Here is a 23,102-nt window from a genome sequence, read left to right as displayed (position 1 = left end):
CGCTGCATGACTCCGCCGCCCATCACCCACGACCTCCGTGTCGCCCTGGTCGGAACCGGAGGCGTCTCCCGCCTCCACGCCGAGGCCGTCGCGGCCTATCCGCACGCCGCGATCGTCGCCGTGACCGACCTCCAGCCCGACAGTGCCGCCGCCTTTGCCGCGACGTGGGGCGTTCCTGCGAGCTACCCCGATCTGACGCGGCTGCTCGCCGCCGAGCATCCGGACGTGGTCCTGGTGTGCACGCCTCCCGGTGCCCATCGCGGTCAGGTGATCGAGGCGCTGGAAGCCGGTGCCCACGTGGTGGTGGAGAAGCCGCCGGCATCGTCGCTCGCCGAGCTGGACGAGATGCGCCGCGCAGCCCGCACCGCCGACCGTCGGCTGGCCGTCGTGTTCCAGCAGCGCACCGGCACGGCGGCGGCCCACGTGAAGGGCCTGCTGGCCGCCGGCGCGCTCGGTCGTCCGCTGGTGGCGGTGTGCAACACGCTGTGGTTCCGTGACGCCGATTACTTCGCTGTTCCGTGGCGGGGGAAGTGGGCGACGGAAGGCGGTGGCACCACCCTCGGGCACGGAATCCACCAGCTCGATCTGCTCGCTCACCTGCTCGGCGACTGGTCCAGTGTGCAGGGCCGGCTCTGGCGGCTGGATCGCGAGACCGAGACCGAGGACATGTCCACGGCGACCGTGGCCTTCGAGAACGGCGCGGTGGCGCAGGTGACCACCAGCGCGGTGTCGCCCCGCGAGACGAGTTCCATCCGCATCGACACCCAGCGCGCGACGATCACGGTCGATCATCTGTACGGGCACGGTCACGAGCACTGGAGGATCACGCCGGCGCCCGGCTTCGAGGATGGGGCCGCGGGCTGGGCATTCCCGGATCACGAGGAGGCGAGCTCGCACGCGCCTCTGCTGCGTGACGTGTTCGATGCGCTGCGCTCGGGAGCGGAGCTGCCGGACACGGCCGATCACCCAGCTCGCTCGTTCGAGATCGTCGCGGCGATCTACGCCTCCGCGGCGGCGGACGGCGCGGTCGTCACGCCGGCCGATCTCGCCGCGCATCCCACGCATCGCGATGGCTTTGCGAGCACCGTGATCGAGCGCCGACCGATCTCGTGACGATCCTCTCGGTTACCGCGCGGCTGCCCGCGAAGCGAGGGTCGCGCGGCTCGCACGCTCTCGTGACGGCGCTCGTGTCCTCGCGGCCACTGTGCCCGTGCGGTCACCATCGCCCCATCGTGCGCGGGCATCGAGATCCGTCGTGACCGGAGCTGTTCGCACTCCCGCCACGCCGCTCTACCGTGACCCCGTCTACGATGGCGCGGCGGACCCCACGGTGGTGGTCGACGATGAGGGCACCTGGTGGATGCTCTACACCCAGCGCCGTGCCGATCATCCCGATCCCGGGCCCGGAGTGGCGTGGGTGCACGGCTCGCGCGTGGGCGTCGCCCGCTCGGACGACGGCTTCGCCTGGACCTACGTCGGCACTCTGGAGCCCACCGCCGATGGACTGGAGCTCGCCTCCGCTCCGCAGCCGGGCCGGGTGGATCGCACGCACTGGGCGCCCGAGCTGGTCCGTGCCGACGACGGCTGGCGGATGTATCTGACCGAGATCGACGGGATCCCCGATCGGTGGGAGGGGCACGAGCGCCGGATCGTCGAGTACCGCTCCGACGATCTCCGCCGGTTCCGGCGCCGTGGGCCGGTCGATCTCGGCAGTGATCGGGTCATCGACGCCGCCGTGGCCCGTGTCGGTGATCGCTGGCGGATGTGGTTCAAGGACGAGGCCGCCGGTTCGGTGACCCGTGCCGCGGTGTCGGATGATCTGGAGTCCTGGCGGCAGGACGGCATCGCGATCGGGGGTCGTCCTCACGAGGGGCCGCACGTCTTCCCGCTGGGCGGGTGGTACTGGATGATCGTCGACGAATGGCGGGGGATGGCCGTCTATCGGAGCCGGGATGCTGTTCACTGGCGCAGGCAGGGGGGCGCCGACGAGGTGATCCTCGGTGAGAGTGACGAGGGGGCGCGGGTGCAGGTCGGCCGGCACGGCATGGTGCTCGTGCGGGGCGATGCCGGGGTACTGTTCTTCTTCACCCATCCGGCGTGGGACGGCGTGGAGATCGCCGATGCGGACGCTGTCGAGCTGCGCCGCAGTGCTGTCTTCCGTGCCGACGTGCGCGTGGCCGACGACATCCTGATCTGCGTGCGATGAGGTGATCCAGCCTGTGCGCGTGACCGCGCATCGGTAGGATGTGACCGGTCTCAACGATGTCGTTCGGGAGCATTGTGAGTCGTTTCAATCGGTGGTATTGTCCTGGCAAGCGCTTTCCCGCGCGGTCGATGGGCGAGGTCCCCGGCGCCGGGCACCCGCCGCACAGCACAGCACGGACACCGACGTTCGCGAACACGCGGGCGCCACAGAGAGGACAAGGATGTTCAGCAAGAAGCGCATCGCGGCCGTCGCCGCGATCACCGGCGCCGCACTCGCGCTCGCCGGCTGCGGAGGCGGTGCCGACGCCGGATCCGCGGGCGGGGCGGCGACCCTCGACCCCAACGAGAAGGTCACGCTCACGTTCACGTGGTGGGGCAACGACGACCGGGCCGATCGGTACAACCAGCTGATCGAGAAGTTCAACGAGGAATACCCCAACATCACGATCAACGGCACCTTCACCGACTTCCCGTCGTACTGGGAGAAGCGCCAGACCGAGGCGGCCGGTGGCGGCCTGCCGGACGTGTGGCAGTTCTCCGACTCGTACCTCCGCCAGTACGGGCAGGCAGGCTACCTGCTGGATCTCAACACGGTCAGCGACGTGGTCGACATGTCCACGTTCGAGGACTCTCTCAAGGGCACCGGCCAGCTCGGTGACAAGCAGTACTCCCTTCCCACCGGCTACAGCCTCTGGGCGAACTTCATCAACACCGACCTGCTGACGGCTCACGACCTCACGCCTCCGGTCGAGAACGCCACGTTCGCCGACTTCGACACGTGGATGAAGAGCGTCACCGACAAGACCGGCGGCGCCGTCTACGGCGGCACTGACTACACGCAGCGCATCCAGCAGTTCGAGCTGAAGCTGCGCAGCGAGGGCAAGAACCTCTACACCGACGACGGTCAGCTCGGCTTCGACGAGGACGAGCTGAAGGAGTTCTGGAGCTCCGGAGACGCGCTGCGCGACGGCATCACGATCCCGCAGAGCAAGCTCGAGGAGATCAACCCGAAGTCCGGGTTCGGTGCCGGACTCACCGCCAGCGAGATGAGCTGGAGCAACTTCCTCGGCGGCTACCTCGCCGACTCCGGAGCGTCGTCGATCGAGCTCGTCGCCCCGCCCACCTACAAGGTCGGATCGAAGGACCTCTACCGCCAGGGTGGTCTGCAGATGGCGATCTCGGCCAAGACCAAGCACCCCGCCGCAGCCGCGGCCTTCCTGAACTTCGTGGTGAACAGCCCCGAAGCGGGAGAGATCTTCGGCACCACCCTCGGCTTCCCCGCCTCCTCCTCGAAGCTCGCCGGCACCACGCTGGAGGGTGTCGACAAGCAGGTCGCCGACTACATCGAATCCGCTGCCGACCGTATCGGCGACGCGCCGCCGCCCGCCGTGGTGGGCTACGGCGCGCTCGAGCAGAAGTTCTGGGATCTCGGCAAGGCGCTGGGTCTCGGCAGCATCACCGTCGACGAGGCCGTCAAGCAGTTCTTCGACGAGGCGAAGGTCACCCTGGGCTGAGAGGCCCGAGCATCATGACGCAATCGGTCTCGACGCCCACCCGGCGCGTCCCGTCCGCACCCGCTTCCCGTCCGGCCACCGGCCGGGCGGGAAGCGCCCCGGACACGCGCAGCACCCGGGGGCGGGCTGCGCGCCGCCGTGAGACGGCGGCGGGCTACATCTTCCTGTCGCCGTGGCTCATCGGCTTCTTCGCCCTGACGGCGGGGCCGATGCTGTTCTCGCTCTATCTCGCGTTCACGAACTACGACATCTTCAGCGCCCCGCGCTTCATCGGGTTCGACAACTTCACCCGGATGTTCTCCGACGACGTGTGGTGGAACTCCGTTCGCATCACGCTGATCTACGTCCTCGTCGGCACACCGATCAAGCTCGCGGCGGCGCTCGGCGTGGCGATGCTGCTGAACTTCCGAAACAAGGGCAGCGGCTTCTTCCGCTCCGCGTTCTACGCGCCCTCGCTCATCGGTGCGAGCGTCAGTATCGCCATCGTGTGGCGGGCGATGTTCTCCACCGACGGACCCGTCGACAGCTCGCTGAGCCTGTTCGGCATCGACATCGGGGGCTGGGTGGGCATCCCCGCGCTGGTGCTGCCGATGATGATCCTCCTCGCGGTGTGGCAGTTCGGAGCGCCGATGGTGATCTTCCTCGCGGGTCTCAAGCAGGTGCCGCAGGAGCTCTACGAGGCAGCCGAGATGGACGGGGCGGGTCCGTTCCGCAAGTTCTCCTCGGTGACCATGCCGATGCTCTCGCCGGTGATCTTCTTCAATCTGCTGCTGGAGATGATCAACTCGTTCCAGGTGTTCGCCTCGGCCTACATCATCGGCTCCGGGACCGGCGGACCTGCCGGCGCCACCAACTTCTACACGGTGTACCTCTACACGCGTGCCTTCACCAACAGCCAGATGGGCTACGCGTCCGCCATGGCGTGGGTGCTGCTGATCGGCGTCGCGATCCTCGCGTACATCCTGTTCCGCAGTTCCAACACCTGGGTCCACTACGCGGGAGATGACCGATGACCACGACAAACATCGGGCTGCGCGACGCTGGCATCGCCCCGGGGGCGACCGCTTCACGGCGACCCGTCAGCCGCAAGACCTGGCAGAGCGTGATCTGGATCATCGTGATGATCGCGATCACCGCCCTGGTGCTCTACCCGCTGGCCTGGATGGTGCTGGCCGCCTTCAAGCCCACCAGCGAGTTCGGCGCCAACCAGAGCTTCTGGCCGCAGAACCCGACGATCCAGAACTTCTTCACGGTGTTCGAGGGTGTGGGCGGCGTTCCGCTGTGGCGCTTCTTCCTGAACTCGCTCCTGCTGGCGGTCGGTGCGGTGATCGGCACGGTCTTCTCGGCGTCGCTGGCGGGGTACGCGTTCTCGCGGATCAACTTCCGCGGCCGCGGTGTGTTCTTCGCCATCATGATCGGCACGCTGCTGCTGCCGTTTCACGTCCTGATCATTCCGCAGTACATGCTGTTTCGCGGGCTCGGGCTGGTGGACACGTTCGTCCCCCTTCTGATCGGCAAGTTCCTCGCCACGGATGCGTTCTTCGTCTTCCTGGTGGTGCAGTTCATCCGCGGTCTGCCGAAGGACATGGACGAGGCGGCGCGGATCGACGGCGCAGGGCACGGGCGCATCTACTTCTCGATCATTCTCCCGCTGATCAAGCCGGCGCTGGTGACAGCGTCGATCTTCGCCTTCATCTGGAGCTGGAACGACTTCCTCGGACCGCTGCTGTACCTCAACTCGCCCGACAACTACCCGCTGCCGCTCGCGCTGCGCGTGTTCAACGACCAGACCAGCTCCTCGGACTACGGCGCGACCGTTGCGGTGTCTGTGCTCGCACTGCTGCCGGTGCTGCTGTTCTTCATCGTGTTCCAGCGCTTCCTGGTCGACGGCGTCGCCACCCAGGGGCTGAAGGGATGAGTGCGCCGGCCGGGACACGAGCCCGGCGCGCGGCCGACCGGGCTGCGCGCTCGGGCAGCGGTCCGCTGCCGGGCAGTGCAACGATCGCCCGCTTCCCGGGTGCCGCGGCGAAGTTCGCGCTGCTGGGGGAGGTCCTGCTGGTCGGCGTCGTGGTGCTCGCCCTCTCGATCCCGCTGGTGACGCTTCCGGCGGCGGTGGCCGCGGGGGCCGCCCACCTCCGGCGCTTCATCGCGGCGGAGGGCTCGTCGATGCGGCTTCTGCTCGCGGATTTCCGCGCCGCCCTCCGAGGCGGCATCGGCATCGGGGCGGCGGCGCTGGTCCTGGCCGGCGTCCTGACCCTGGACATCCTCGTGGCACCGTCGGTCCCCGGCGGGGGCGTGGTGGCCGTCGCCGGCTGGGTGCTGCTCATCGCGCTCGGCACGGTCGTCGCGCTGGCCGCCGCGTCGTTCTCCGCCGAAGCAGGATGGATCGCTACGTTCCGGCGGCTGCCGGCGACGGTGGCGGCCGATCCGGGCGGGGCGGTTTACACGGCGGTGGCGGTCACCTTCACGGGGTTCATCACCACGGTGCTGGTGCCCCTGCTTCTGCCCGCGTTGGGCTGTCTCATCCTGGCTCTCGTCGCGATCCCCGAGCGTCCCCGTCGCGCCACCTCGCGCCGCGGCTGAACGACGAGCCCACGGCCGCATCGGTGCGGGTGGGCTCGTCGGCCGCGGCGCGGATGCCCCTGCGTCTACGGGACGATGCCGCGTCGCCCCTTCGCCGGCTGATCGCCGTCGAGCCCGGCGATCGCTCGGAGCGAGAGCGCGACGAACGCGGCGATGCGGCGCGCACCGGTCACGCTGAAGTGCGTGTCGTCGGTCAGCCCGTCGGGCCAGCCCGGGTATTCACCCGGGGCATAGTGCGACAGCAGTGATCGTGACGCCCGGTCTCCGAGGTCCTCGTACAGCCAGGTGGTGAACGCCGTGAGGTCGACGAGCGGCGTCCCCGTGCTGCGGGCGAGCTCACGCACCGCGTTCGGGTAGTCGCCGTGCGTGGGATCCACCCGGCTCCCCGCGAACCACCGGCGCTCAACTGGTGTGCACAGCACGGCCCGGGCATCGCACTCGCGGACGTCCTCGATCATCGCGCGCAGGCGATCCGTGAAGCCGCCACGGGCGTCGAGCTCCGCCTCCTTCTGATCGTTGTGGCCGAACTGGATCACCACCACGTCCCCGGATCTGACACCGTCGAGCAGGCGCTGCCAGCTGCCCACGTCGAGGAAGCTCTGCGTGGTGGCCCCGCCGAAGGCGTGGTTGCACACCTCGAACCCCAGCCGCTCCGCGAGGAACGTGCCCCACCCCGCCATCGGGTGCTCCGGCGGCTTCCCGGGCGCCACCGTGGAATCCCCGGCCAGGTGATACCGGGTCATCGGGCTGCCCCCGCCGCCGCGAGGCGAGTGAGACCGAGCGCCGTGCAGGCCGTCATTCCGCCTCCGCAGGCAGCAGATCACCGATCAACGCCAGGTTCTGAATCGCCGCCAGAGCGTACTGCGCCGCATCGTTGGTGGACACCGAGGGCGCCTCATCCACGGGGTTCAGCACGTGGGGAGGCTCGATCCGGTCCAGGCGGAAGTCGCGTCTGTGCACCAGCCACTCGCCGATGCCCTCGAAGGCCGCCCACGCCCGCGCCGCCTGCTCCGGATCGGCGTCCTGAGCGGCGACGTAGGCGGTGAGGCGGCTGTGCGCCTGTTCGAGGTGGATTCCGCTCAGCGGTGCGCCGACGGCCCGCGTCTGCTCCTCCGGGGTCGCCAGGTAGAGGCGGCAGTAGCGGAGCCAGGCCTCGCGGAAGCCGGGGACATCGACCAGATCGATCAGCTCGCTGACGATCTCGACGAGTCCGAAGACGGCGCTGAGATGAGAGACGGCGATGCGATCACGGGTCGTGTCGAACCGCCCGGTGTCCAGGTCGTACAGCGCCTCCCCGGTGAGGAATCCCTGGGGGAGTGCGGCGATGTCGGCCATCGTGCCCAGCAGCCGGTCGCGCGACCACTCATTGCCGGTGCGCTCCCAGTCGGCCAGCCAGGTGGCGGCAAGCGCCCCCCAGTCGGTACCGAGTCCCACGGCCAGCGCGTTGCGGTCGGGCCGGTACGTGGCAGCGTCCTCGCGCACCTTGCGCGTGGGATCGGTGTCCAGGAATCGACGGTCGCTGTGCCGCAGCTCCTCCAGCAGATCCCCGACACGCTCATCGGCCGTCAGATAGTGGAAGTAGCGGCGATAGGCCGGGCTGGAGATGCGCAGCTGCTTCGCGCTGCAGCCCCAGTGCTGGACGTTGTGCCGGGAACCGAGGCCGGCCCATCGGCCGGCGTGATAAACGTCCACTTCGCCGGTGTGCCGCGTCATGGCCTCGGCGAGACGGAACACATCGGCACGGCCGGTACGGAGATAGGACGTCCACAGCCAGAGGTCGGGGGAGAGCTCGCTGTTGTCCCAGGCGTAGCCGCCGACGTCATAGCGCCAGACGTGACGATCCGGATCGTAGGCGTGCATGACGTCGCCGTAGTTCCAGAATCCGTACCAGCGGCGCTGGTCGACCTGACCCAGGTAGAAATCGAGGAGGAAGTCGATGGAGTCCTCGATCTCCGCGCGCAGCGGCGTCGACCGGTCCACCGGGGCCCAGTCGCCGAACACTCCCACCGCGTGCAGGTGCTCGCTGGTGGGCTGCAGGAGCGGCGGATTCTGCAGCGCCGCCACCTCGGCGGCCACCTGCTCGACGGGCGGTGTGGCGTCGTAGACGAAGAGAGTGAGCTCGTGCGTGCGGGCGATGCCGTGCGCGTCGCCGAAGCCCGGCTCGTAGTCCTCGTAGGTGATCTCCAGCGCCTCCAGCTGGGTGGCGAAATCCTCCTGGCCGAGACCGTCGTGATAGAAGCGCAGGTCCATCGGCTCGGCGTCGGGCGCGTGCAACCACGCCGTGACGGAGCCGGCGCTGCCTGCGGCATCCCGCACGTCCAGGCGACCGGGGAACGACTGCCAGAAGGACCGTACGCCGATGCCGAGTCCGCCGGTGCCGGCGTCGGTGAGAGAGATGTAGCCGTCGCTGCGGGTGCCGGCCCCGGCATCGATCCAGGCATGTCCCGGCCGGGTGCGCTTTCGCAGCAGGAAGCCGTCCGCGTTGGCCTGGCTGAGCGAGTAGTCGCCCCACGTGGGGATCAGGTGCAGCCGGTTGGACACCTGCGGGTTCCACTCGGAGAGCGCGGGGAGCGCCTCGCCGCGGATCTGAGCCGCCCGGATGTGCTCGCCCGGGTCGCGGCGGAGCCCCGTGATGCCACGCACAGCCTCGGAGAAGAGTCCGCCGTCGGCGCCGGCGATGCGCACATGACGGTCGTGTTCGGCCGAGCGCAACGGGACCTGCGCGGTGATGCCGAGTCCGGCGAGGAAGTCGTGCTCGGCGTCGCCGTCCCACACGAACGAGTGCACCACGCGGATCTGCTCGGAGCCGGCCATCAGCACGAAGCGCACGCAGAACGGCAGCCACTGCCGGCCGGAGCCCTCCTCACGGTGACGGCCCGTGACCTTCACCACGGCCCGGATCGGGCCGCGCTGCTCGACGACGACGTCCTCCACCACCGAGACGGCAGCATGGCGGGACCCGCCACCGATCTCGTCGATGCCGTCCTGGCGCGAGCTCACGAGCGTCAGGTTCTCGGCGATCACCGTGTCGCCGCGGCGAACGGCGGACACCAGCGCCGTACCGCCCGGCTCGCCGAAGGTGACCTCCAGCACGTCGGTGCTCACGCGCACCGGATCGTCGTGGACCCGAACGGGACCTTCGGACACGACCGCTTCCGGCACGATGACGATCTCATGTTCTCCGGGGGCCGTCGTGGCACCGATCGCACACCCCACCCACTTGAGCGATCCGTCCGGCCAGGCGGCGAGCGGCCAGAACTGAGCCGGGCGCTGCTCGCCCGCCACCTCCCGCACCCGCAGGCGTGCCGGGTCGGTGAGCACGCCCCGGGGGAGGGGTGCGCCCCACGTGACGCCGGCCGCACCGGCCGGTGCCTCGCCGTCGAGCCAGCGCAGCGGGATGACGACGGTGTCGTCAGTGGACATGGTGACCTCCGTGGGGGAACGGGAGGGCGCGCCTCAGAGGGCGTGCACCTTGAGATTGCGGTAGTCAGCGACGAGTGGTGCCATCTGCCGGAAGCCGATGCGGCCGGTGCGCACGCGCGGACCGGCGGTTTCGTCGTCGTGCCAGGAGAAGAGGGGGAGTCCGTCCACGGCGAAGCTGACGTCGGCACCGTCCTTGACCACCTCGACGCGGTAGAACGCCCCGCGCGCATCGACCACGGGCGGCAACGGGTCGGCTCCCTGCGCGACGAGGTGGAAGCCGGGAGACTTGCGCAGGTTGCAGGTGTGGAAGGCCCGCTCGTCCTCCCAGCGACGCCGGAAGTACGACACGTGCAGGGTGTGCAGGTCGCCGGAGTGGTACTGCGGGTAGGCGCCGGTGCGGGGTTGCAGCTGCGGGTCGAAGATACTGCCGCCGTCACGAGCGGCAGCACCGAAGAAGAGCATCGCGAGTCCCGGTTCGCGCACGGGCGAGAACTCCCAGCTCACGCGGATGCGATCCGGGAAGACCTCCGGGCACCACACCGTGAAGTGATCATCGTCGCCGCCCGCCGACGACAGGCGCACCGCACCGCCGGCGTCCGCGCAGCGCACCGGACCCTCACCGATCCAGTCGGACATCGACGACGCACCCGTCAGCGGGTTCGCATACAGGAGGGAACTCGCGCTCATCCCTTCACACCGCCGATCAGCATGCCCTTGGCGAAGTGCTTCTGCAGGAACGGATAGAAGATGAGGATCGGCAGCGTCGCCACCACGATCACGGCGAACTTGATGCCCTGTGCCGGGGGCAGCTCGGTCATGTCACCCTGCACCATCGAGAGGTCGGTCGCGACCGTCACCTGACGCAGGAACATCTGCAGTGTCCACATCGACGAGTCGTTGAGGTACAGCAGCGGAGACATGAAATCGTTCCAGATCCCCACCGCGTAGAACAGCGCGAACGTGGCGAGCACCGGTGTCGACAGCGGCAGGATGATGCGCCAGAGGGTCTGGACCTCGTTGGCGCCGTCGATCTTCGCCGACTCCTCCAGCTCCGCCGGCAGCTGCTGGAAGAAGTTCTTGATGATGATCAGGCTGAACGGGTTGATGGCCGCGGGGAGGATGAGGGCCCAGTAGGTGTTGAGCAGCCCGAGGTCCTTCACGACGAGGAAGGTGGGGATCATCCCGCCGCTGAAGACGAGCGTGACCACGACGAGACCCATGATCACGCGACCACCGGGAAGGTTCCCCTTCGACAACGGGTAGGCCATCGCCGCCGTGAGCAGCAGCTGGATGGCCGTTCCGACCGCGGTCACCAGCACCGTCGTGATGATGGCCCGCAGGAACGCCGGCGAGGTGAGGATCGACTCGTAGGCCTTCAGACTGAACGTCTCGGGCCACAGGAAGAACGAGCGCGTGGTGAGCTCGGACTCCGTGGCGAACGAGCCGGCGATGACATAGACGAACGGGATGAGCGCCACGATGCCGAGCGCCGTGAGGAAGACCACATTGACGACGTCGAAGACGCGTCCGGCGGGTGTGTTGAAGCGGTAGCGTTCGCGAGCCATCAGAAGACCCCGTTCTGGTTGAAGCGCTTGGCCAGCCAGTTCGCGCCGAAGATGAGCACGACGCCCACGATGGCCTTGAACAGGCCGACGGCCGTCGAGTAGCTGTACGAGCCCTGCGTGATGCCCATGAAGTACACGTAGGTGTCGAACACGTCGGCCACCTGACGGTTGAGGGCGTTGGTCATGAGGTAGATCTGCTCGAACCCGGTGTTGAGCACGTCGCCCATGCGCAGGATGAGCATGACGATGACGGTCGGCATGATCGAGGGGAGCGTGATGTGCCACACCCGCTGGAAGCGGCCGGCACCGTCGATGATGGCGGCCTCGTACTGCTCCTGATCCACCGTCGCCAGCGCGGCGAGGAAGATGATCGTGCCCCACCCGGTGTTCTTCCAGATGTCCTGCAGCACGATCAGCGGACGGAACCAGCCGGGGTCGGTGAGGAAGTCGATGTCGGTCCCGAGCATCCCGTTGATCAGGTGGAACAGCGGGCCGAGGTCGAGCGCGAACAGCAGGTAGGTCAGCGAGGCCACGACGGTCCACGAGAGGAAGTGCGGGATGTACACCAGGGTCTGCACCGTGCGCTTGACGATCGTGACGCGCAGTTCGTTCAGTAGCAGCGCCACGATGATCGTGAGCGGGAAGCAGATGAACAGGCTGAGGGCCGCGAGGATCAGCGTGTTGGCAAGCAGCCGGGCGAAGTCGGGGCTCTGGAAGAAGGCCTCGAAGTGCCGGAAACCCACCCACGCGCTGTCGTTGATGCCGAGGAACGGCACGTAGTCCTTGAAGGCGATGACGGCGCCGTACATCGGGCCGTAGCGGAAGGTGGCGAAGTAGATGACGCCCGGGATCAGGAGCAGATAGAGCCACTTGAACTGGGTGAAATGCACGCGTACGCCACGGCGACGCCGCCCCGGGGGCACCACGAGTGCCTCCGTCACGGCGAGGTTCTGATCGTCGACGACTGTCATCGCTCGTCCTTTCCTCGGTGCGGGGCGGCCGGTGACCGCCCCGCACGTCGTCACTTCTTCGAGGCGTCGGCCTGGTAGAGCTCGTTGATCTCGGAGGCGACCGCGTCGCCGCCGCTGGAGCGCCAGCGCGCGATGGCGTCCTCGAGCCCCTTCTCATCGATCTGGCCGGCGAGGAACTGGATGCGGGCGTCGGAGATGATGGTGTCCAGCTGAGCGCCCTGTGCGGTGTAAGTCGCGGAGACGTACGGGGCCGCGGGGTTGTAGACGGCGTGTTCGAGGTCGCTGTCCTGGATCTTCAGACGCTCGTCGTACATCTGCTGCTCGAACTCGGTGGGCTGCTTGGGCAGGTACCCCTGGAAGCCGTTCACGTTCGTGCCGAGCTGGGCGAAGCTGAGGACGGTGTCCTTGTCGACTTGAGAGGCCCCGTCCACGGCCACGGCGAGGCCGTCCTCGACCGTGTAGGTCACGCCCTCGATGCCGTTGTTGATGATCTTGCCCGCCTCCGGGGAGTTCATCTCATTGAGAACGCCCAGCACTGCGCGAAGCTGCTCCTCGGTGCGCACCTGCGCCTTGGGGATGGCGAGGAAGCCGCTGTAGCCGGCCGTGGGCATGGCGTTGAGCTCGCCGTCCGAGTTCGTGAGGTTGCCGGTGACGGTCACGAAGTTCTCGTAGTCGTCGGGGTTGCTCTCCTTGAGGAGGCTGGTGATCACGCCGGCGCGCGAATGCACGTCGATGATGATGCCGCCCTTCCCGTTGAGGAACGGCTCGTTCCACTTGGCGGAGTCGAACGTGGCGTAGTCGGGGTTGACGAGACCCTCGCTCACCAGCTTCTTCTCGAACTTCACCGCGTTCAGCCACTCCGGCTGCGCAAAGGACGGTTCCAGCGTGCCGTCGACGTCCTTCCACAGGTTCCCGGCACCCGACCACACCTCGATGGCGTCGTACGGGCTGTTGCTGCCGATCGAGCCCGGCCACTTCGGGATGATCAGGCCGTAGGTGTCCTTCTGGCCATTGCCGTCCGGGTCGTTCTCCGTGAACGCCTTCGCGATCTCGTACAGATCATCGATGCTCTTCGGCGCCTCGAGGCCGAGGTTGTTGAGCCAGTCCTTGCGGATGATCACGGCCGCGCGCATGGCGTCGCGGGCGCGGAAGACGCCATAGACCTTGCCGTTGATCGACGACGCAGCCTGCACGGCGGGGAGGTTGGTCTTCAGGTTCGGGTAGTCGTCGAGGTAGTCGGTGAGCTCCCAGAACGCACCGGCCTGGGCGTTCTTCACGAACCCCGGGGTCTTGCCCTGGATCACCATGACCTGCGGGATGCTGTCTCCCGCCAGCGTGATGTTGGTCTTGTCCTCGTACGACGCGTTGGGGACCCAGTTGACGTCCAGGTCCACGCCGATCACCTTCTCCAGCGCCTGCTGGACGTCGCTGTCCGCGGCCGGGGCGTTGGTGGTGAGAAACGGCGCCATGATCGACAGCGACGTGAGCTCTGCGGACTCGGAGGACGAGGAGTCCTGCCCGGCCGAGCAGCCGGCCAGGGCGAGCGCGCCGACGGTGGCGAGCCCGATTCCGGTGAGGATTCTGCGGTTCATCGTGTTGTTCCTTCTGGGGTGATTCGGTCCGCTGTCGTCAGCGAGCCGATGCGGGATGGGACAGGTGAGGCTCCACGCCGGCGTGCGCCCGAGGCGCTCGCGCAGCCGTGGCGGAGAGCGGGGCGGATGAGCTGGCGGGCGGGGACACCGGCGTGGTGGAGGAGCTGCCGTGCTCCTGCGGTGAGGGGGCGGAGTCCTGCTCGGCCACACGACGATCGTTCGCGGCGAAGAAGCCGAGGCAGAGCGCCGTGGACACGACGAGCCAGGCGCCGACAGCGAAGACGGGAATCAGGCCGGGCAGGAAGAACGATGCGACCACGATCGCCAGGGCTGCCACGGCCAGCAGCACCCCGTGGATGAGGTTCGCGAGCAGCCAGCGCGAGGCGACGAGGAGATAGCGGCTGCGGGGGAGGTCGTAGTTCACATACAGGGTGGCGAGCACCGCGGTGAGCAGGAACGCGAACACGAAGCCGAACCCGGTGGCGATGACGACGGGCGCCGGTGCGGAGCCGAGCATCTGGGTGGTGGTTCCGAGCAGGAGCAGCGCCGTGGCCACCTGAGCGGGCCCGACGACGACGTTCGCCGCGGTGAACTCCGTCAGCCAGCCACGGGAGAACTCGCGGACGACGCGCACGCGGTCGCCGCGCAGACGACGCCGTGTCAGGGCGGCTGCGGTGACCGTGGCGGGCGCCGCGCCCAGCACGATGAGCCCGGCCACCGTGAACGTGACCCACAGCAGGTTGATCAGGGCGGTGAACCAGATCCATTCGCACGCAGCGTGAAGGCGAAGCGCCCAGCCCACAGAGCCGCCGTCACCGCTCATGCCGTCTCCATCGATCGTCGTCTGCGCGCCGCGCAAGCGACGTCGCGTCGCGCGGCTCGGCGTAGGAATACGCTTTCCCGGCGAACGTACCTGGCATTTTGAATCGTGTCAATCGCGGGCCGATGAATCCGGGTAGCGCTTTCCCATCGAGACTTGCGCCGACGCACGGCCCGTGCCACGATAGCCGGAAAGCGCTTACCGCTGAGCGATGCGGAAGCCGGAACTTCGCCGTTCGATATGGAGATACACGTGTCAGAGACGACCACAGCCCCCCGCCCCGCCGTGCGTGAGGTCGGCATCATCATGAACGGCGTTTCGGGGCGGATGGGATATCGCCAGCACCTCGTGCGCTCCATCCTCGCCATCCGCGACGCCGGAGGCGTGGAGCTCGCCGACGGCTCCCGTCTCACCGTGCGCCCCGTGCTCGTGGGCCGCAGCGAGGCGAAGCTCGCGGAGCTGGCCGAGCGTCACGGCATCGCCGACTACACCACCGATCTCGATGCGGCACTGGCCGACGAGCGCAATGAGATCTACGCCGACTTCCTGGTCACGCAGGCCCGCGCTGCGGCGCTGCGCAAGGCGATCGCCGCGGGCAAGGCGATCTACACGGAGAAGCCCACCGCGGAGTCGCTGGAGGAGGCTCTGGAACTCGCCCGGCTGGCCTCGGAGGCGGGTGTGAAGACCGGGGTCGTGCACGACAAGCTGTACCTGCCGGGCCTGCAGAAGCTGAAGCGGCTGATCGATTCCGGGTTCTTCGGTGAGGTGCTGTCGGTGCGCGGCGAGTTCGGGTACTGGGTGTTCGAGGGGGACTGGCAGCGGGCGCAGCGCCCGAGCTGGAACTACCGTGCCGAGGACGGCGGCGGGATCATCGTCGACATGTTCCCGCACTGGAGCTACGTGCTGGAGAACCTGTTCGGCCGGGTGGAGACTGTGTACGCGCAGGCGAAGACGCACATCCCGCGCCGGTGGGACGAGGCGGGGGAGCCCTACGAGGCCACCGCCGATGACGCCGCGTACGGCATCTTCGAGCTGGCCGGGGGCGCCGTCGCCCAGATCAACTCCAGCTGGACCACCCGCGTGAACCGCGACGAGCTGGTGGAGTTCCACATCGACGGCACGCTGGGCTCCGCGGTGGTCGGCCTGTTCGGCGCCAAGATCCAGTCGCGCAACGCCACGCCCAAGCCGGTGTGGAACCCGGACCTCGCCGATGAGCACGACTATGACGCCGACTGGGCTGTCGTCCCCACCAACGACGTGTTCCTCAATGGCTTCCGTCAGCAGTGGGAGGAGTTCCTCATCTCGTTCGCCGAGGGCACCCGCTACCCGTTCGACCTGCTGGCCGGCGCGCGCGGGGTGCAGCTGGCCGAGGCCGGCCTCGCCTCCAGCCGGGAGGGTCGCCGTATCGCCCTCGACGAGCTCACGCTGGGCTGATCCGATGACTGATCTGACGCTCCTCGACTCATCCGGTGCCACCTCCACGGTGCCGCTGGACGACCACGCCGGGTACGCCCGTCCCACCACACCGTTGCGCTCGCGCGTGGCGTATGCGGCAGCGCACGTGGTGCCCAAGACCGCGGGCGACAACACTCCCGGCCGCCCCGCCGAGATCGACTGGGATGAGACACTCGCGTTCCGCCGGCACGTCTACGGCTGGGGCCTCGGCGTCGCCGACGCGATGGACACCGCGCAGCGCAACATGGGCCTGGACGCGGCCGCCACCCGGGAGCTCATCACCCGCAGCGCCGAGGTGGCGCGCGAGGAGGGCGGGTCGGTGGTCGTCGGCGTCAACACCGATCACGTGGACGACGAGCACATCGGCCTGGACGCCGTGATCGACGCCTACAAGAGCCAGCTCGCCTTCACCGAGGAGCAGGGGGCGGGCCCGGTGCTGATGGCCAGCCGTCACCTCGCCCGTGCGGCCTCGTCCGCGCAGGACTACCGCCGTGTCTACCGCGCGGTGCTGGCATCGGCGCAGACCCCGGTGGTCCTGCACTGGCTGGGCACCGCGTTCGATCCGCAGCTGGAGGGGTACTTCGGCTCCACGGACTGGCGCGAGGCGTCCCGTGTACTGCTGGAGATCATCGCGGAGGCGCCCGACAAGGTGGTCGGCGTGAAGATGAGCCTGCTGGACGCGGAGAGCGAGGTGGCGGTGCGCGAGCAACTGCCCGAGGGCGTTCGCATGTTCACCGGCGATGACTTCAACTACGTCGGGCTGATCGGCGGCGCCGACGTTCCCGCCGCCGCGCAGCCCGCGCGCGAGCCGGGCTCCGAACGTCAGCACTCGGATGCGCTGCTCGGCGCGTTCGCGGCGCTCACGCCGGTGGCCTCGGCCGCCATCCAGGCGCTGGATGCCGACGAGCCCGATCGCTATCTCGAGATCCTGGAACCCACCGAGGCGCTCAGCCGCCAGGTGTTCGCCGCGCCCACGTTCTACTACAAGACCGGGGTGGCGTTCCTGTCCTGGCTGAACGGCCACCAGCGCGCGTTCCAGATGGTCGGGGGGCTCCACGCCGCCCGGAGCCTTCCGCACCTGTCGGAAATCGTCCGCCTGGCGAACGCGTCCCGTGCCCTGGAGCGACCCGAGCTCGCCGCCGACCGCTGGCATGCGCTGCTGCGGGTCAACGGAGTCGAGGCATGAACGCACCCGCACGGCTGTCCGTCAACCAGGGGACGATCAAGTACGCGGATCTGGCCACGGCCCTGCGCGTCACCGCCGAAGCCGGCATCGAGGCGATCGGGCCGTGGCGCGAGCCCGTGGCGGAGGTCGGGCTCGACACAGCGGCGAAGATGATCGCCGATTCCGGGCTCCGCGTGTCGACATACTGCCGCTCGGGGTTCTTCACCGCGGGAGATCGCGCTGCGGTGCTCGATGACAACCGCCGCGCCATCGAGGAGACCGCGGTGCTGGCATCCGCGGGCGCTGCAGGCTCCGCGCCCGTACTGGTGCTGGTGGCCGGCGGTCTTCCAGAGGGGTCGCGTGACATCGTCGGCGCCCGGGAGCGCGTGCGCGACGGCATCGGGGCGCTGGCGGATGACGCACGCGCGGCCGGGGTGACGCTGGCGATCGAGCCGCTGCACCCGATGTTCGCCTCCGATCGCTGCGTGGTCACCACTCTCGCCGAGGCGCTGGACATCGCGTCGGACTTCGATCCGGACGTGGTGGGCGTCACCGTCGACACGTTCCACATCTGGTGGGATCCGCAGGTGCTGGACTCCATCGCTCGGGCGGGCCGCGAACGTCGGATCGCCACCTACCAGGTGTGCGACTGGCGCACTCCGCTGCCGGCGGACGTCCTGCTCAGCCGGCACTACCCGGGTGAGGGCGTGATCGATTTCGCCTCACTTACCCGCGCGGTGATGGACACCGGGTACGACCGCGACATCGAGGTGGAGATCTTCAACCAGGAGGTGTGGGACGACGCGCCAGCGAACGTCGTGTCGCGTACCGCGGAGAGCTTCCGGAAAACGGTGTCCCCGCACCTGGCGGCCCCCGTAGACTCCGTGGGGTGAGCGAGATCCCGATGGCGCCCGACCTGTCCTCCGCGCGCGCCGCGGCGACCCTGCACGATGTCGCGCAGGCCGCGGGAGTGTCGCTGGCCACGGCATCGCGCGTGCTGAACGGGTCCACTCGCCGCGTGGCGGACGCGTACCGCGAGCGCGTCCAGGCGGCAGCGGACCGGCTCGGGTATACGCCGAACCTCTCGGCGCAGGCGACCGCCCGCGGCACCAGCGCCATCGTCGCGCTGCTGGTGGCCGACATCGCGGACCCCTACTTCGGCCAGATCGCTGCCGGGGTCGCTCGCGGTGCGGACGAAGCCGGGCTCGTGGTCACCATCGCCATCACCGAGCGCGACCCGGCCCGCGAAGTGCGCGTGATCCGTGCCCTGCGCGGTCAGCGTCCCCGGGGATTGATCCTGGCCGCCTCGCGCGACCTCGACCACGACGCCGCCGGGCTGAGCGGTGAGCTGTCGGCGCTGTCGGCTAGCGGGACGCGCGCGGTGGCGCTCGGACGCGGCGACGGCGACGTGCGCTGGCTGGCCGTGGACAACCGTGCGGGTGCCGCCGCTCTCGCCGAACACATGAGCGCGCTCGGGTACCGGCGCGCCATCGTGCTCGCCGCCGCGGAGGGGCTTCGCACCTCCGACGACCGCATCGCGGGCTTCGCCGAGGGCTTCACCGCGGGCGGCGGAGAGGAGCCGCGCGTGCTGCGGGGATCCTTCTCCCGTCAGGGCGGGATCGACCTCATGGCGCGGGCGCTGGCGGAAGGGGTGGAGCCCGGCACCCTGGTGTTCGGGATCTCGGACGTCGTGGCCATCGGCGCGATGCGCGCCATCCGCGACGCCGGCCGCGCCGTGGGCTCCGACATCGCTGTCTGCGGCTTCGATGACATTCCCACCAGCTCCGACGTGACCCCCGCGCTCACCACGGTTCGGGTGCCCCTGGATGAGATCGGCTACCAGGCACTGCACGCCGCGGTGGCCGAGGACTGGCCGGGTCCCGGAGATGCCGTGGAGCTCACCGTGATCCCGCGCGATTCGACGCCTCGGCGAGCATGACGGGCACGCGGCGGCGGGTCGTGATCTGCCCGGACAGTTTCAAAGGATCGCTATCGGCGGCCGAAGCGGCGCGGGTGATCTCGGCAGGCTGGAGGTCGGTTCGCGGGGAGGATGAGATGGTGCTCCGCCCGATGGCGGACGGCGGTGAGGGCACGCTGGACGCCTTCCTCGCCGCGCACGATGCTTCGCCGCGCACGACCCGGGTCACCGGTGCGGATGGCCGTGAGCGCGACGCACCATGGGCGCTCCTGCCCGACGGCACCGCGGTCGTGGAACTCGGCGTCTGCTGTGGGATCGAGCAGCTGGGGTCCGCACGCGCGCCCTTCACCGCTCACACGGGCGGCTTCGGCCAGGCGATCGCCGCGGCGCTGGATGCCGGAGCGGAGCGGCTGGTGCTGGGGATCGGCTCCAGCGCCTCCACCGATGGCGGTGCGGGGCTGCTGCGCGCGCTCGGGGCCCGGCTGCTCGATGCCGGAGGGCGCGAGGTCGCGCCCTCTCCCGACGGGCTGGCATCGCTGGCCTCGGTCGATCTGTCGGCTCTCCGGGCCGCTCCCGCCCGCGGAGTGCTGGTGCTCTCCGACGTCACGAACCCGCTGACGGGGCCGCACGGTGCCGCGGCGGTCTTCGGCCCGCAGAAGGGCATCCCGGCGGAACGGATCGGGGAGGTGGACGATGTCCTGTCCCGCTGGGCACAGGCGCTGATCGTGGCGGCGGGAGCCGCCGATGAGCTGATCACCGCCCCTGGCGCCGGCGCAGCCGGAGGCACCGGGTTCGCGCTGAGGGTCTGGGGTGCCGATCTGGTTCCCGGTGCCGCTGCCGTGGCTGATCTGATCGGGCTTCCCGCGGCGAGCGCCGCAGCGGACGTCGTCATCACGGGGGAGGGCTCCTACGATGCCCAGTCCGCGGCGGGCAAGGTCCCCGCGCACGTGGCGTCGTTGTCGAGCGCTGCGACCGTTCTGATCGCCGGGCGGATCACGCCGGATGCCGACACGTCGGCGTTCGCCGCGGCGCTGTCGCTCACCGAACTCGCCGGCTCGCCGGAGGCCTCGCTCGCAGACCCGCGGCGCTGGCTTCGCGAGGCCGCCGCGTGCGCGGCGTCGCGATTCTGACGCGGCTTCCCCGGGTTTCCGCGCGCACCTAGCAGAATGGCAGGGTGTCCGTCATCGCCGCCCGTGTCTTCGTGGGGGGTGCCGCGACCGCGCTGCTGACCTCCGTCGTGTGGCTGGCCCTGATCGTCGGCGGATCCGGTTCACACCCGGGCACGACGGTCACGCTCGCGGTCATCGCGGTGCTGTCGGGCACCGCTCTGCTGGTCGGCGCTGCGCTCGTCGCCCGGTTCGTGGACGCCTCGATCGAGCGTCATGTGCTGGTGGTCCGATCGGCTCTGCGCCCTCGTCGGGCGGTCGCTCTCGCGGACATCGAGGAGGTGGTCGTGATCGAGTCCCTGCTGCTTCCGGCGCGGACGGCCAGCTCGGTGCGCCGTCTCGTGATCCGCACGCGCGCCGGTGGCGTGATCGGCATCACCGCACGCAACGCCGGTCTGGTCGCCCAGCTGGGCGCCCGTGCGGTGCCGATCACCGTCGACTCCGAGCCCCTCGCTCCGGGTACCGCCGCCCGCCGCCATCCGGGGGCGTCATCGTGGGCCGAACGGATTCTCGGTGCGATGCTCTGGGCAGCGGTGATCGTTCCGGTGATCGTCGTGATCTGGCTGCTCGTGTCGCGATGAGCCCGGGCGCGGCGGGGTCAGCCGGCGGCGCGCCAGGCGTCGAGTCCGGCGCGGACGGTGGAGGTGGGTGGCACGGCCGCCTCCACCTCGGCGAGCGGAAGCCAGTCGGCGTGATCCGTAGAGCCGCCCACCTCGATCGTGCCGAGCTCTCCGCCGACCACGCGGGCCGAGAAGATCACGCGAACCGCCTTGAAGGGCCGCCCCCGATCGCCGGTCGGCCACGTGCTGCTCGTGACGGTGAGCAGCCCCGTGATCTCGGCGTGGTATCCGGTCTCCTCGTAGATTTCGCGGACGAGTCCCTGCTCCACGGTCTCCTCGAAGTCCACGCCGCCGCCGGGAAGCGACCATCCCGCTCGCTTGGGGTGGTTGAACCAGCTGAGCAGCATGCCGCGCTCATCGATGATGACCGCGTACGCCGCCAGTCGCGTCTCGTACTCGTAGAACTCCAGATGATGCTCGGCGCTCATTCGCCGAGCGCCTCCGAGACCACCGCACGAGCCTCTTCCTGCACCTGACGCAGGTGATCCTCGCCGCGCAGCGACTCGGCGTACAGCTTGTAGACGTCCTCGGTCCCCGACGGACGCGCCGCGAACCACGCGTGCTCGGTCTGCACCTTGAGACCACCGATGGCCGCGCCGTTTCCGGGGGCGTGGGACAGCTTGGCGACGATCTCCTCACCGGCCAGCGTGGTGGCGGCGACCGCATCGGGGCTCAGCCGGCCGAGTGCCGCCTTCTGCTCGGGCGTCGCGGGGGCATCCACGCGCTGGTACGACGAGGCGCCGAACTGCGCCTCGATGTCCGCGTACAGCTGCGAGGGCGTGCGCTTCATGACGGCGATGATCTCCGCCGCGAGCAGCGCCAGCAGGATGCCGTCCTTATCGGTGGTCCACACGGATCCGTCCGCGCGCAGGAAGGAGGCGCCGGCCGATTCCTCGCCGCCGAACGCCACGGATCCGTCGAGCAGACCCGGGACGAACCACTTGAAGCCCACCGGGACCTCCAGCAGACGGCGCCCGAGGGACTCCGCTACGCGGTCGATCATCATCGACGACACCAGCGTCTTGCCGATGGCGGCATCCTCGCGCCAGCCCGGGCGGTGCGAGTAGAGGTAGGCGATGGCGACGGCGAGGTAGTGGTTCGGGTTCATGAGACCCGCGTCCGGGGTGACGATGCCGTGACGGTCGGCGTCCGCATCGTTTCCGGTCAGCACGTCGAACTGATCCCGCTTCGCGACGAGGGAGGCCATCGCCGACGGCGACGACGGGTCCATCCGGATCTTCTCATCCCAGTCCAGCGTCATGAAGCGCCAGGTGGGGTCGACGTCGGGATTGACCACCGTGATGTCCAGGTCGTGCATCTCGGCGATGAGCGCCCAGTACTCGACCGATGCCCCGCCGAGCGGGTCGGCGCCGATGCGCACGCCCGCCTCGCGGATCGCGTCGAGATCGAGGATGTTCGCGAGGTCGCGCACGTAGGCCTCGCGGAAGTCGTAGGTGCCCACGGTCGAGCCGTCGATGTCGGCGAAGCGAACGCGCTTCACGCCCTCCAGCCCCGCGGCGATCAGCCGGTTGGCCCTGTCGGCGATCCAGCCGGTGGCGTCGGTGTCGGCGGGGCCGCCGTGCGGCGGGTTGTACTTGAACCCGCCGTCGGTGGGCGGGTTGTGCGACGGAGTGACCACGATGCCGTCCGCGCGGCCGGGATCGGCCTCGTCGCGACCGTGGTTGTAGGTGAGGATGGCGTGGCTCAGCGCGGGCGTGGGGACCCACGACTCCCGCGAATCCTGTCGCACGTCCACGCCGTTCGCGACCAGGACCTCCAGGGCCGTGCGTTCGGCCGGAAGCGAGAGGCCGTGGGTGTCGCGACCGAGGAACAGCGGGCCGGCGATGCCCTGCGCTGCACGGTAGTCCACGATCGCCTGCGTGGTGGCGAGGATGTGGTCCTCATTGAAGCTCGTCGAGAACGAGGATCCGCGGTGGCCGCTGGTGCCGAAAGCGACGCGCTGGGCCGGCACATTCGGGTCGGGTCGTCGGTCGTAGTACGCCGCGATCAGCGCATCGACGTCGATGAGGTCTGCGGGTTCGGCGGGCTGTCCTGCGCGAGTCATGCCCTCAGTCTGCACCGAACGGGCCGAACACGCATGCTCG

General features: G+C 69.3%; 21 protein-coding genes. 12 read left to right on the top strand and 9 right to left on the bottom strand.

Translation table 11 applies throughout. The features are described from left to right. Positions 1–6: 6 nt before the first annotated feature. The 6 genes from LQ566_RS06060 (at position 7) to LQ566_RS06035 (ending at position 6,302) form a co-directional block, all read left to right on the top strand. Positions 7–1,113 (top strand): Gfo/Idh/MocA family protein, encoded by a 1,107-nt coding sequence (locus LQ566_RS06060; RefSeq protein WP_231090707.1) that lies wholly within the window; start codon positions 7–9, stop codon positions 1,111–1,113. 142 nt (positions 1,114–1,255) lie between these two features. Continuing rightward, positions 1,256–2,206 carry a glycoside hydrolase family protein gene (locus tag LQ566_RS06055; RefSeq protein WP_231090706.1) on the top strand — a complete coding sequence of 317 codons (951 nt, stop codon included), beginning with the start codon at positions 1,256–1,258 and terminating at the stop codon, positions 2,204–2,206. Positions 2,207–2,426: 220 nt separating this feature from the next. Continuing rightward, positions 2,427–3,719: an ABC transporter substrate-binding protein gene (locus LQ566_RS06050; RefSeq protein ID WP_231090705.1), complete on the top strand. Its 1,293-nt coding sequence runs from the start codon at positions 2,427–2,429 to the stop codon at positions 3,717–3,719. A 14-nt stretch (positions 3,720–3,733) separates the two neighbouring features. Further along, positions 3,734–4,732 carry a carbohydrate ABC transporter permease gene (locus LQ566_RS06045; protein WP_231090704.1) on the top strand — a complete coding sequence of 333 codons (999 nt, stop codon included), beginning with the start codon at positions 3,734–3,736 and terminating at the stop codon, positions 4,730–4,732. Next, positions 4,729–5,637, top strand: a complete 909-nt coding sequence (locus LQ566_RS06040; RefSeq protein WP_231090703.1) for a carbohydrate ABC transporter permease — start codon at positions 4,729–4,731, stop codon at positions 5,635–5,637. The genes LQ566_RS06045 and LQ566_RS06040 overlap by 4 nt, the downstream gene beginning before the upstream one ends. Beyond that, on the top strand, positions 5,634–6,302 hold the full coding sequence (locus tag LQ566_RS06035; RefSeq protein ID WP_231090702.1) for a hypothetical protein: 669 nt from the start codon (positions 5,634–5,636) through the stop codon (positions 6,300–6,302). Before LQ566_RS06040 ends, LQ566_RS06035 begins: the two co-directional genes overlap by 4 nt. 65 nt (positions 6,303–6,367) lie before the next feature. Here LQ566_RS06035 and LQ566_RS06030 read toward each other — a convergent pair whose 3' ends face one another. The 7 genes from LQ566_RS06030 to LQ566_RS06000 are packed head-to-tail and all read right to left on the bottom strand — an operon-like array spanning position 6,368 to position 14,676. Continuing rightward, positions 6,368–7,045 (bottom strand): rhamnogalacturonan acetylesterase, encoded by a 678-nt coding sequence (locus LQ566_RS06030; RefSeq protein WP_231090701.1) that lies wholly within the window; start codon positions 7,043–7,045, stop codon positions 6,368–6,370. A 52-nt stretch (positions 7,046–7,097) separates the two neighbouring features. Then, positions 7,098–9,725, bottom strand: coding sequence for an exo-rhamnogalacturonan lyase family protein (locus LQ566_RS06025; RefSeq protein ID WP_231090700.1), 2,628 nt, complete (start codon positions 9,723–9,725; stop codon positions 7,098–7,100). 33 nt (positions 9,726–9,758) lie between these two features. After that, positions 9,759–10,412, bottom strand: a complete 654-nt coding sequence (locus LQ566_RS06020; protein ID WP_231090699.1) for a DUF1961 family protein — start codon at positions 10,410–10,412, stop codon at positions 9,759–9,761. After that, on the bottom strand, positions 10,409–11,290 hold the full coding sequence (locus LQ566_RS06015; protein ID WP_231090698.1) for a carbohydrate ABC transporter permease: 882 nt from the start codon (positions 11,288–11,290) through the stop codon (positions 10,409–10,411). Before LQ566_RS06015 ends, LQ566_RS06020 begins: the two co-directional genes overlap by 4 nt. Next, positions 11,290–12,261: an ABC transporter permease gene (locus LQ566_RS06010; protein ID WP_231090697.1), complete on the bottom strand. Its 972-nt coding sequence runs from the start codon at positions 12,259–12,261 to the stop codon at positions 11,290–11,292. The genes LQ566_RS06015 and LQ566_RS06010 overlap by 1 nt, the downstream gene beginning before the upstream one ends. Positions 12,262–12,311: 50 nt before the next feature. Then, entirely contained in the window at positions 12,312–13,853 is a 1,542-nt protein-coding gene (locus tag LQ566_RS06005; RefSeq protein ID WP_231090696.1) for an extracellular solute-binding protein, read from the bottom strand. A gap of 37 nt (positions 13,854–13,890) precedes the next feature. Then, the gene (locus tag LQ566_RS06000) at positions 13,891–14,676 is read right to left on the bottom strand and encodes a DUF624 domain-containing protein (protein WP_231090695.1); all 786 of its coding nucleotides are present in this window, start codon (positions 14,674–14,676) and stop codon (positions 13,891–13,893) included. A 237-nt stretch (positions 14,677–14,913) separates the two neighbouring features. Here LQ566_RS06000 and LQ566_RS05995 point away from each other — a divergent pair, with 237 nt between their 5' ends. The 6 genes from LQ566_RS05995 to LQ566_RS05970 are packed head-to-tail and all read left to right on the top strand — an operon-like array spanning position 14,914 to position 20,958. Beyond that, on the top strand, positions 14,914–16,107 hold the full coding sequence (locus LQ566_RS05995; protein WP_231090694.1) for a Gfo/Idh/MocA family protein: 1,194 nt from the start codon (positions 14,914–14,916) through the stop codon (positions 16,105–16,107). 4 nt (positions 16,108–16,111) lie between these two features. Continuing rightward, positions 16,112–17,314, top strand: coding sequence for a dihydrodipicolinate synthase family protein (locus LQ566_RS05990; protein ID WP_231090693.1), 1,203 nt, complete (start codon positions 16,112–16,114; stop codon positions 17,312–17,314). Beyond that, a complete protein-coding gene (locus tag LQ566_RS05985; protein WP_231090692.1) occupies positions 17,311–18,186 on the top strand; it encodes a sugar phosphate isomerase/epimerase family protein in 876 nt (291 codons plus the stop codon). Before LQ566_RS05990 ends, LQ566_RS05985 begins: the two co-directional genes overlap by 4 nt. Beyond that, on the top strand, positions 18,183–19,232 hold the full coding sequence (locus LQ566_RS05980) for a LacI family DNA-binding transcriptional regulator (RefSeq protein WP_231090691.1): 1,050 nt from the start codon (positions 18,183–18,185) through the stop codon (positions 19,230–19,232). The genes LQ566_RS05985 and LQ566_RS05980 overlap by 4 nt, the downstream gene beginning before the upstream one ends. Continuing rightward, positions 19,229–20,341, top strand: a complete 1,113-nt coding sequence (locus tag LQ566_RS05975; protein WP_231090690.1) for a glycerate kinase — start codon at positions 19,229–19,231, stop codon at positions 20,339–20,341. The genes LQ566_RS05980 and LQ566_RS05975 overlap by 4 nt, the downstream gene beginning before the upstream one ends. Positions 20,342–20,385: 44 nt before the next feature. Beyond that, on the top strand, positions 20,386–20,958 hold the full coding sequence (locus LQ566_RS05970; protein ID WP_231090689.1) for a hypothetical protein: 573 nt from the start codon (positions 20,386–20,388) through the stop codon (positions 20,956–20,958). Between the two features lie 17 nt (positions 20,959–20,975). On the opposite strand, the gene LQ566_RS05965 is transcribed toward LQ566_RS05970, so the two are convergent. Next, the gene (locus LQ566_RS05965) at positions 20,976–21,425 is read right to left on the bottom strand and encodes an NUDIX hydrolase (RefSeq protein ID WP_231090688.1); all 450 of its coding nucleotides are present in this window, start codon (positions 21,423–21,425) and stop codon (positions 20,976–20,978) included. Then, positions 21,422–23,062 (bottom strand): phosphoglucomutase (alpha-D-glucose-1,6-bisphosphate-dependent), encoded by a 1,641-nt coding sequence (pgm, locus tag LQ566_RS05960; protein ID WP_231090687.1) that lies wholly within the window; start codon positions 23,060–23,062, stop codon positions 21,422–21,424. The genes LQ566_RS05965 and pgm overlap by 4 nt, the downstream gene beginning before the upstream one ends. Between the last annotated feature and the right edge of the window lie 40 nt (positions 23,063–23,102).

Origin of the sequence: Microbacterium nymphoidis (genome assembly GCF_021044885.1) — a bacterium.
GTDB classification, from domain to species: domain Bacteria; phylum Actinomycetota; class Actinomycetes; order Actinomycetales; family Microbacteriaceae; genus Microbacterium; species Microbacterium nymphoidis.
The sequence above is the reverse complement of the archived record's forward strand: the minus strand, read 5'-3'. Positions and strand labels throughout refer to the sequence as shown.

Bases quoted from the DNA above. Each gene is read 5' to 3' on its own strand.
- LQ566_RS06060 (WP_231090707.1), top strand. From the start codon at position 7: ATGACTCCGCCGCCCATCACCCACGACCTCCGTGTCGCCCTGGTCGGA.
- LQ566_RS06050 (WP_231090705.1), top strand. From the start codon at position 2,427: ATGTTCAGCAAGAAGCGCATCGCGGCCGTCGCCGCGATCACCGGCGCC.
- LQ566_RS06045 (WP_231090704.1), top strand. From the start codon at position 3,734: ATGACGCAATCGGTCTCGACGCCCACCCGGCGCGTCCCGTCCGCACCC.
- LQ566_RS06040 (WP_231090703.1), top strand. From the start codon at position 4,729: ATGACCACGACAAACATCGGGCTGCGCGACGCTGGCATCGCCCCGGGG.
- LQ566_RS06035 (WP_231090702.1), top strand. From the start codon at position 5,634: ATGAGTGCGCCGGCCGGGACACGAGCCCGGCGCGCGGCCGACCGGGCT.
- LQ566_RS06030 (WP_231090701.1), bottom strand. From the start codon at position 7,045: ATGACCCGGTATCACCTGGCCGGGGATTCCACGGTGGCGCCCGGGAAG.
- LQ566_RS06025 (WP_231090700.1), bottom strand. From the start codon at position 9,725: ATGTCCACTGACGACACCGTCGTCATCCCGCTGCGCTGGCTCGACGGC.
- LQ566_RS06020 (WP_231090699.1), bottom strand. From the start codon at position 10,412: ATGAGCGCGAGTTCCCTCCTGTATGCGAACCCGCTGACGGGTGCGTCG.
- LQ566_RS06015 (WP_231090698.1), bottom strand. From the start codon at position 11,290: ATGGCTCGCGAACGCTACCGCTTCAACACACCCGCCGGACGCGTCTTC.
- LQ566_RS06010 (WP_231090697.1), bottom strand. From the start codon at position 12,261: ATGACAGTCGTCGACGATCAGAACCTCGCCGTGACGGAGGCACTCGTG.
- LQ566_RS06005 (WP_231090696.1), bottom strand. From the start codon at position 13,853: ATGAACCGCAGAATCCTCACCGGAATCGGGCTCGCCACCGTCGGCGCG.
- LQ566_RS06000 (WP_231090695.1), bottom strand. From the start codon at position 14,676: ATGAGCGGTGACGGCGGCTCTGTGGGCTGGGCGCTTCGCCTTCACGCT.
- LQ566_RS05995 (WP_231090694.1), top strand. From the start codon at position 14,914: ATGGAGATACACGTGTCAGAGACGACCACAGCCCCCCGCCCCGCCGTG.
- LQ566_RS05990 (WP_231090693.1), top strand. From the start codon at position 16,112: ATGACTGATCTGACGCTCCTCGACTCATCCGGTGCCACCTCCACGGTG.
- LQ566_RS05985 (WP_231090692.1), top strand. From the start codon at position 17,311: ATGAACGCACCCGCACGGCTGTCCGTCAACCAGGGGACGATCAAGTAC.
- LQ566_RS05975 (WP_231090690.1), top strand. From the start codon at position 19,229: ATGACGGGCACGCGGCGGCGGGTCGTGATCTGCCCGGACAGTTTCAAA.
- LQ566_RS05965 (WP_231090688.1), bottom strand. From the start codon at position 21,425: ATGAGCGCCGAGCATCATCTGGAGTTCTACGAGTACGAGACGCGACTG.
- pgm (WP_231090687.1), bottom strand. From the start codon at position 23,062: ATGACTCGCGCAGGACAGCCCGCCGAACCCGCAGACCTCATCGACGTC.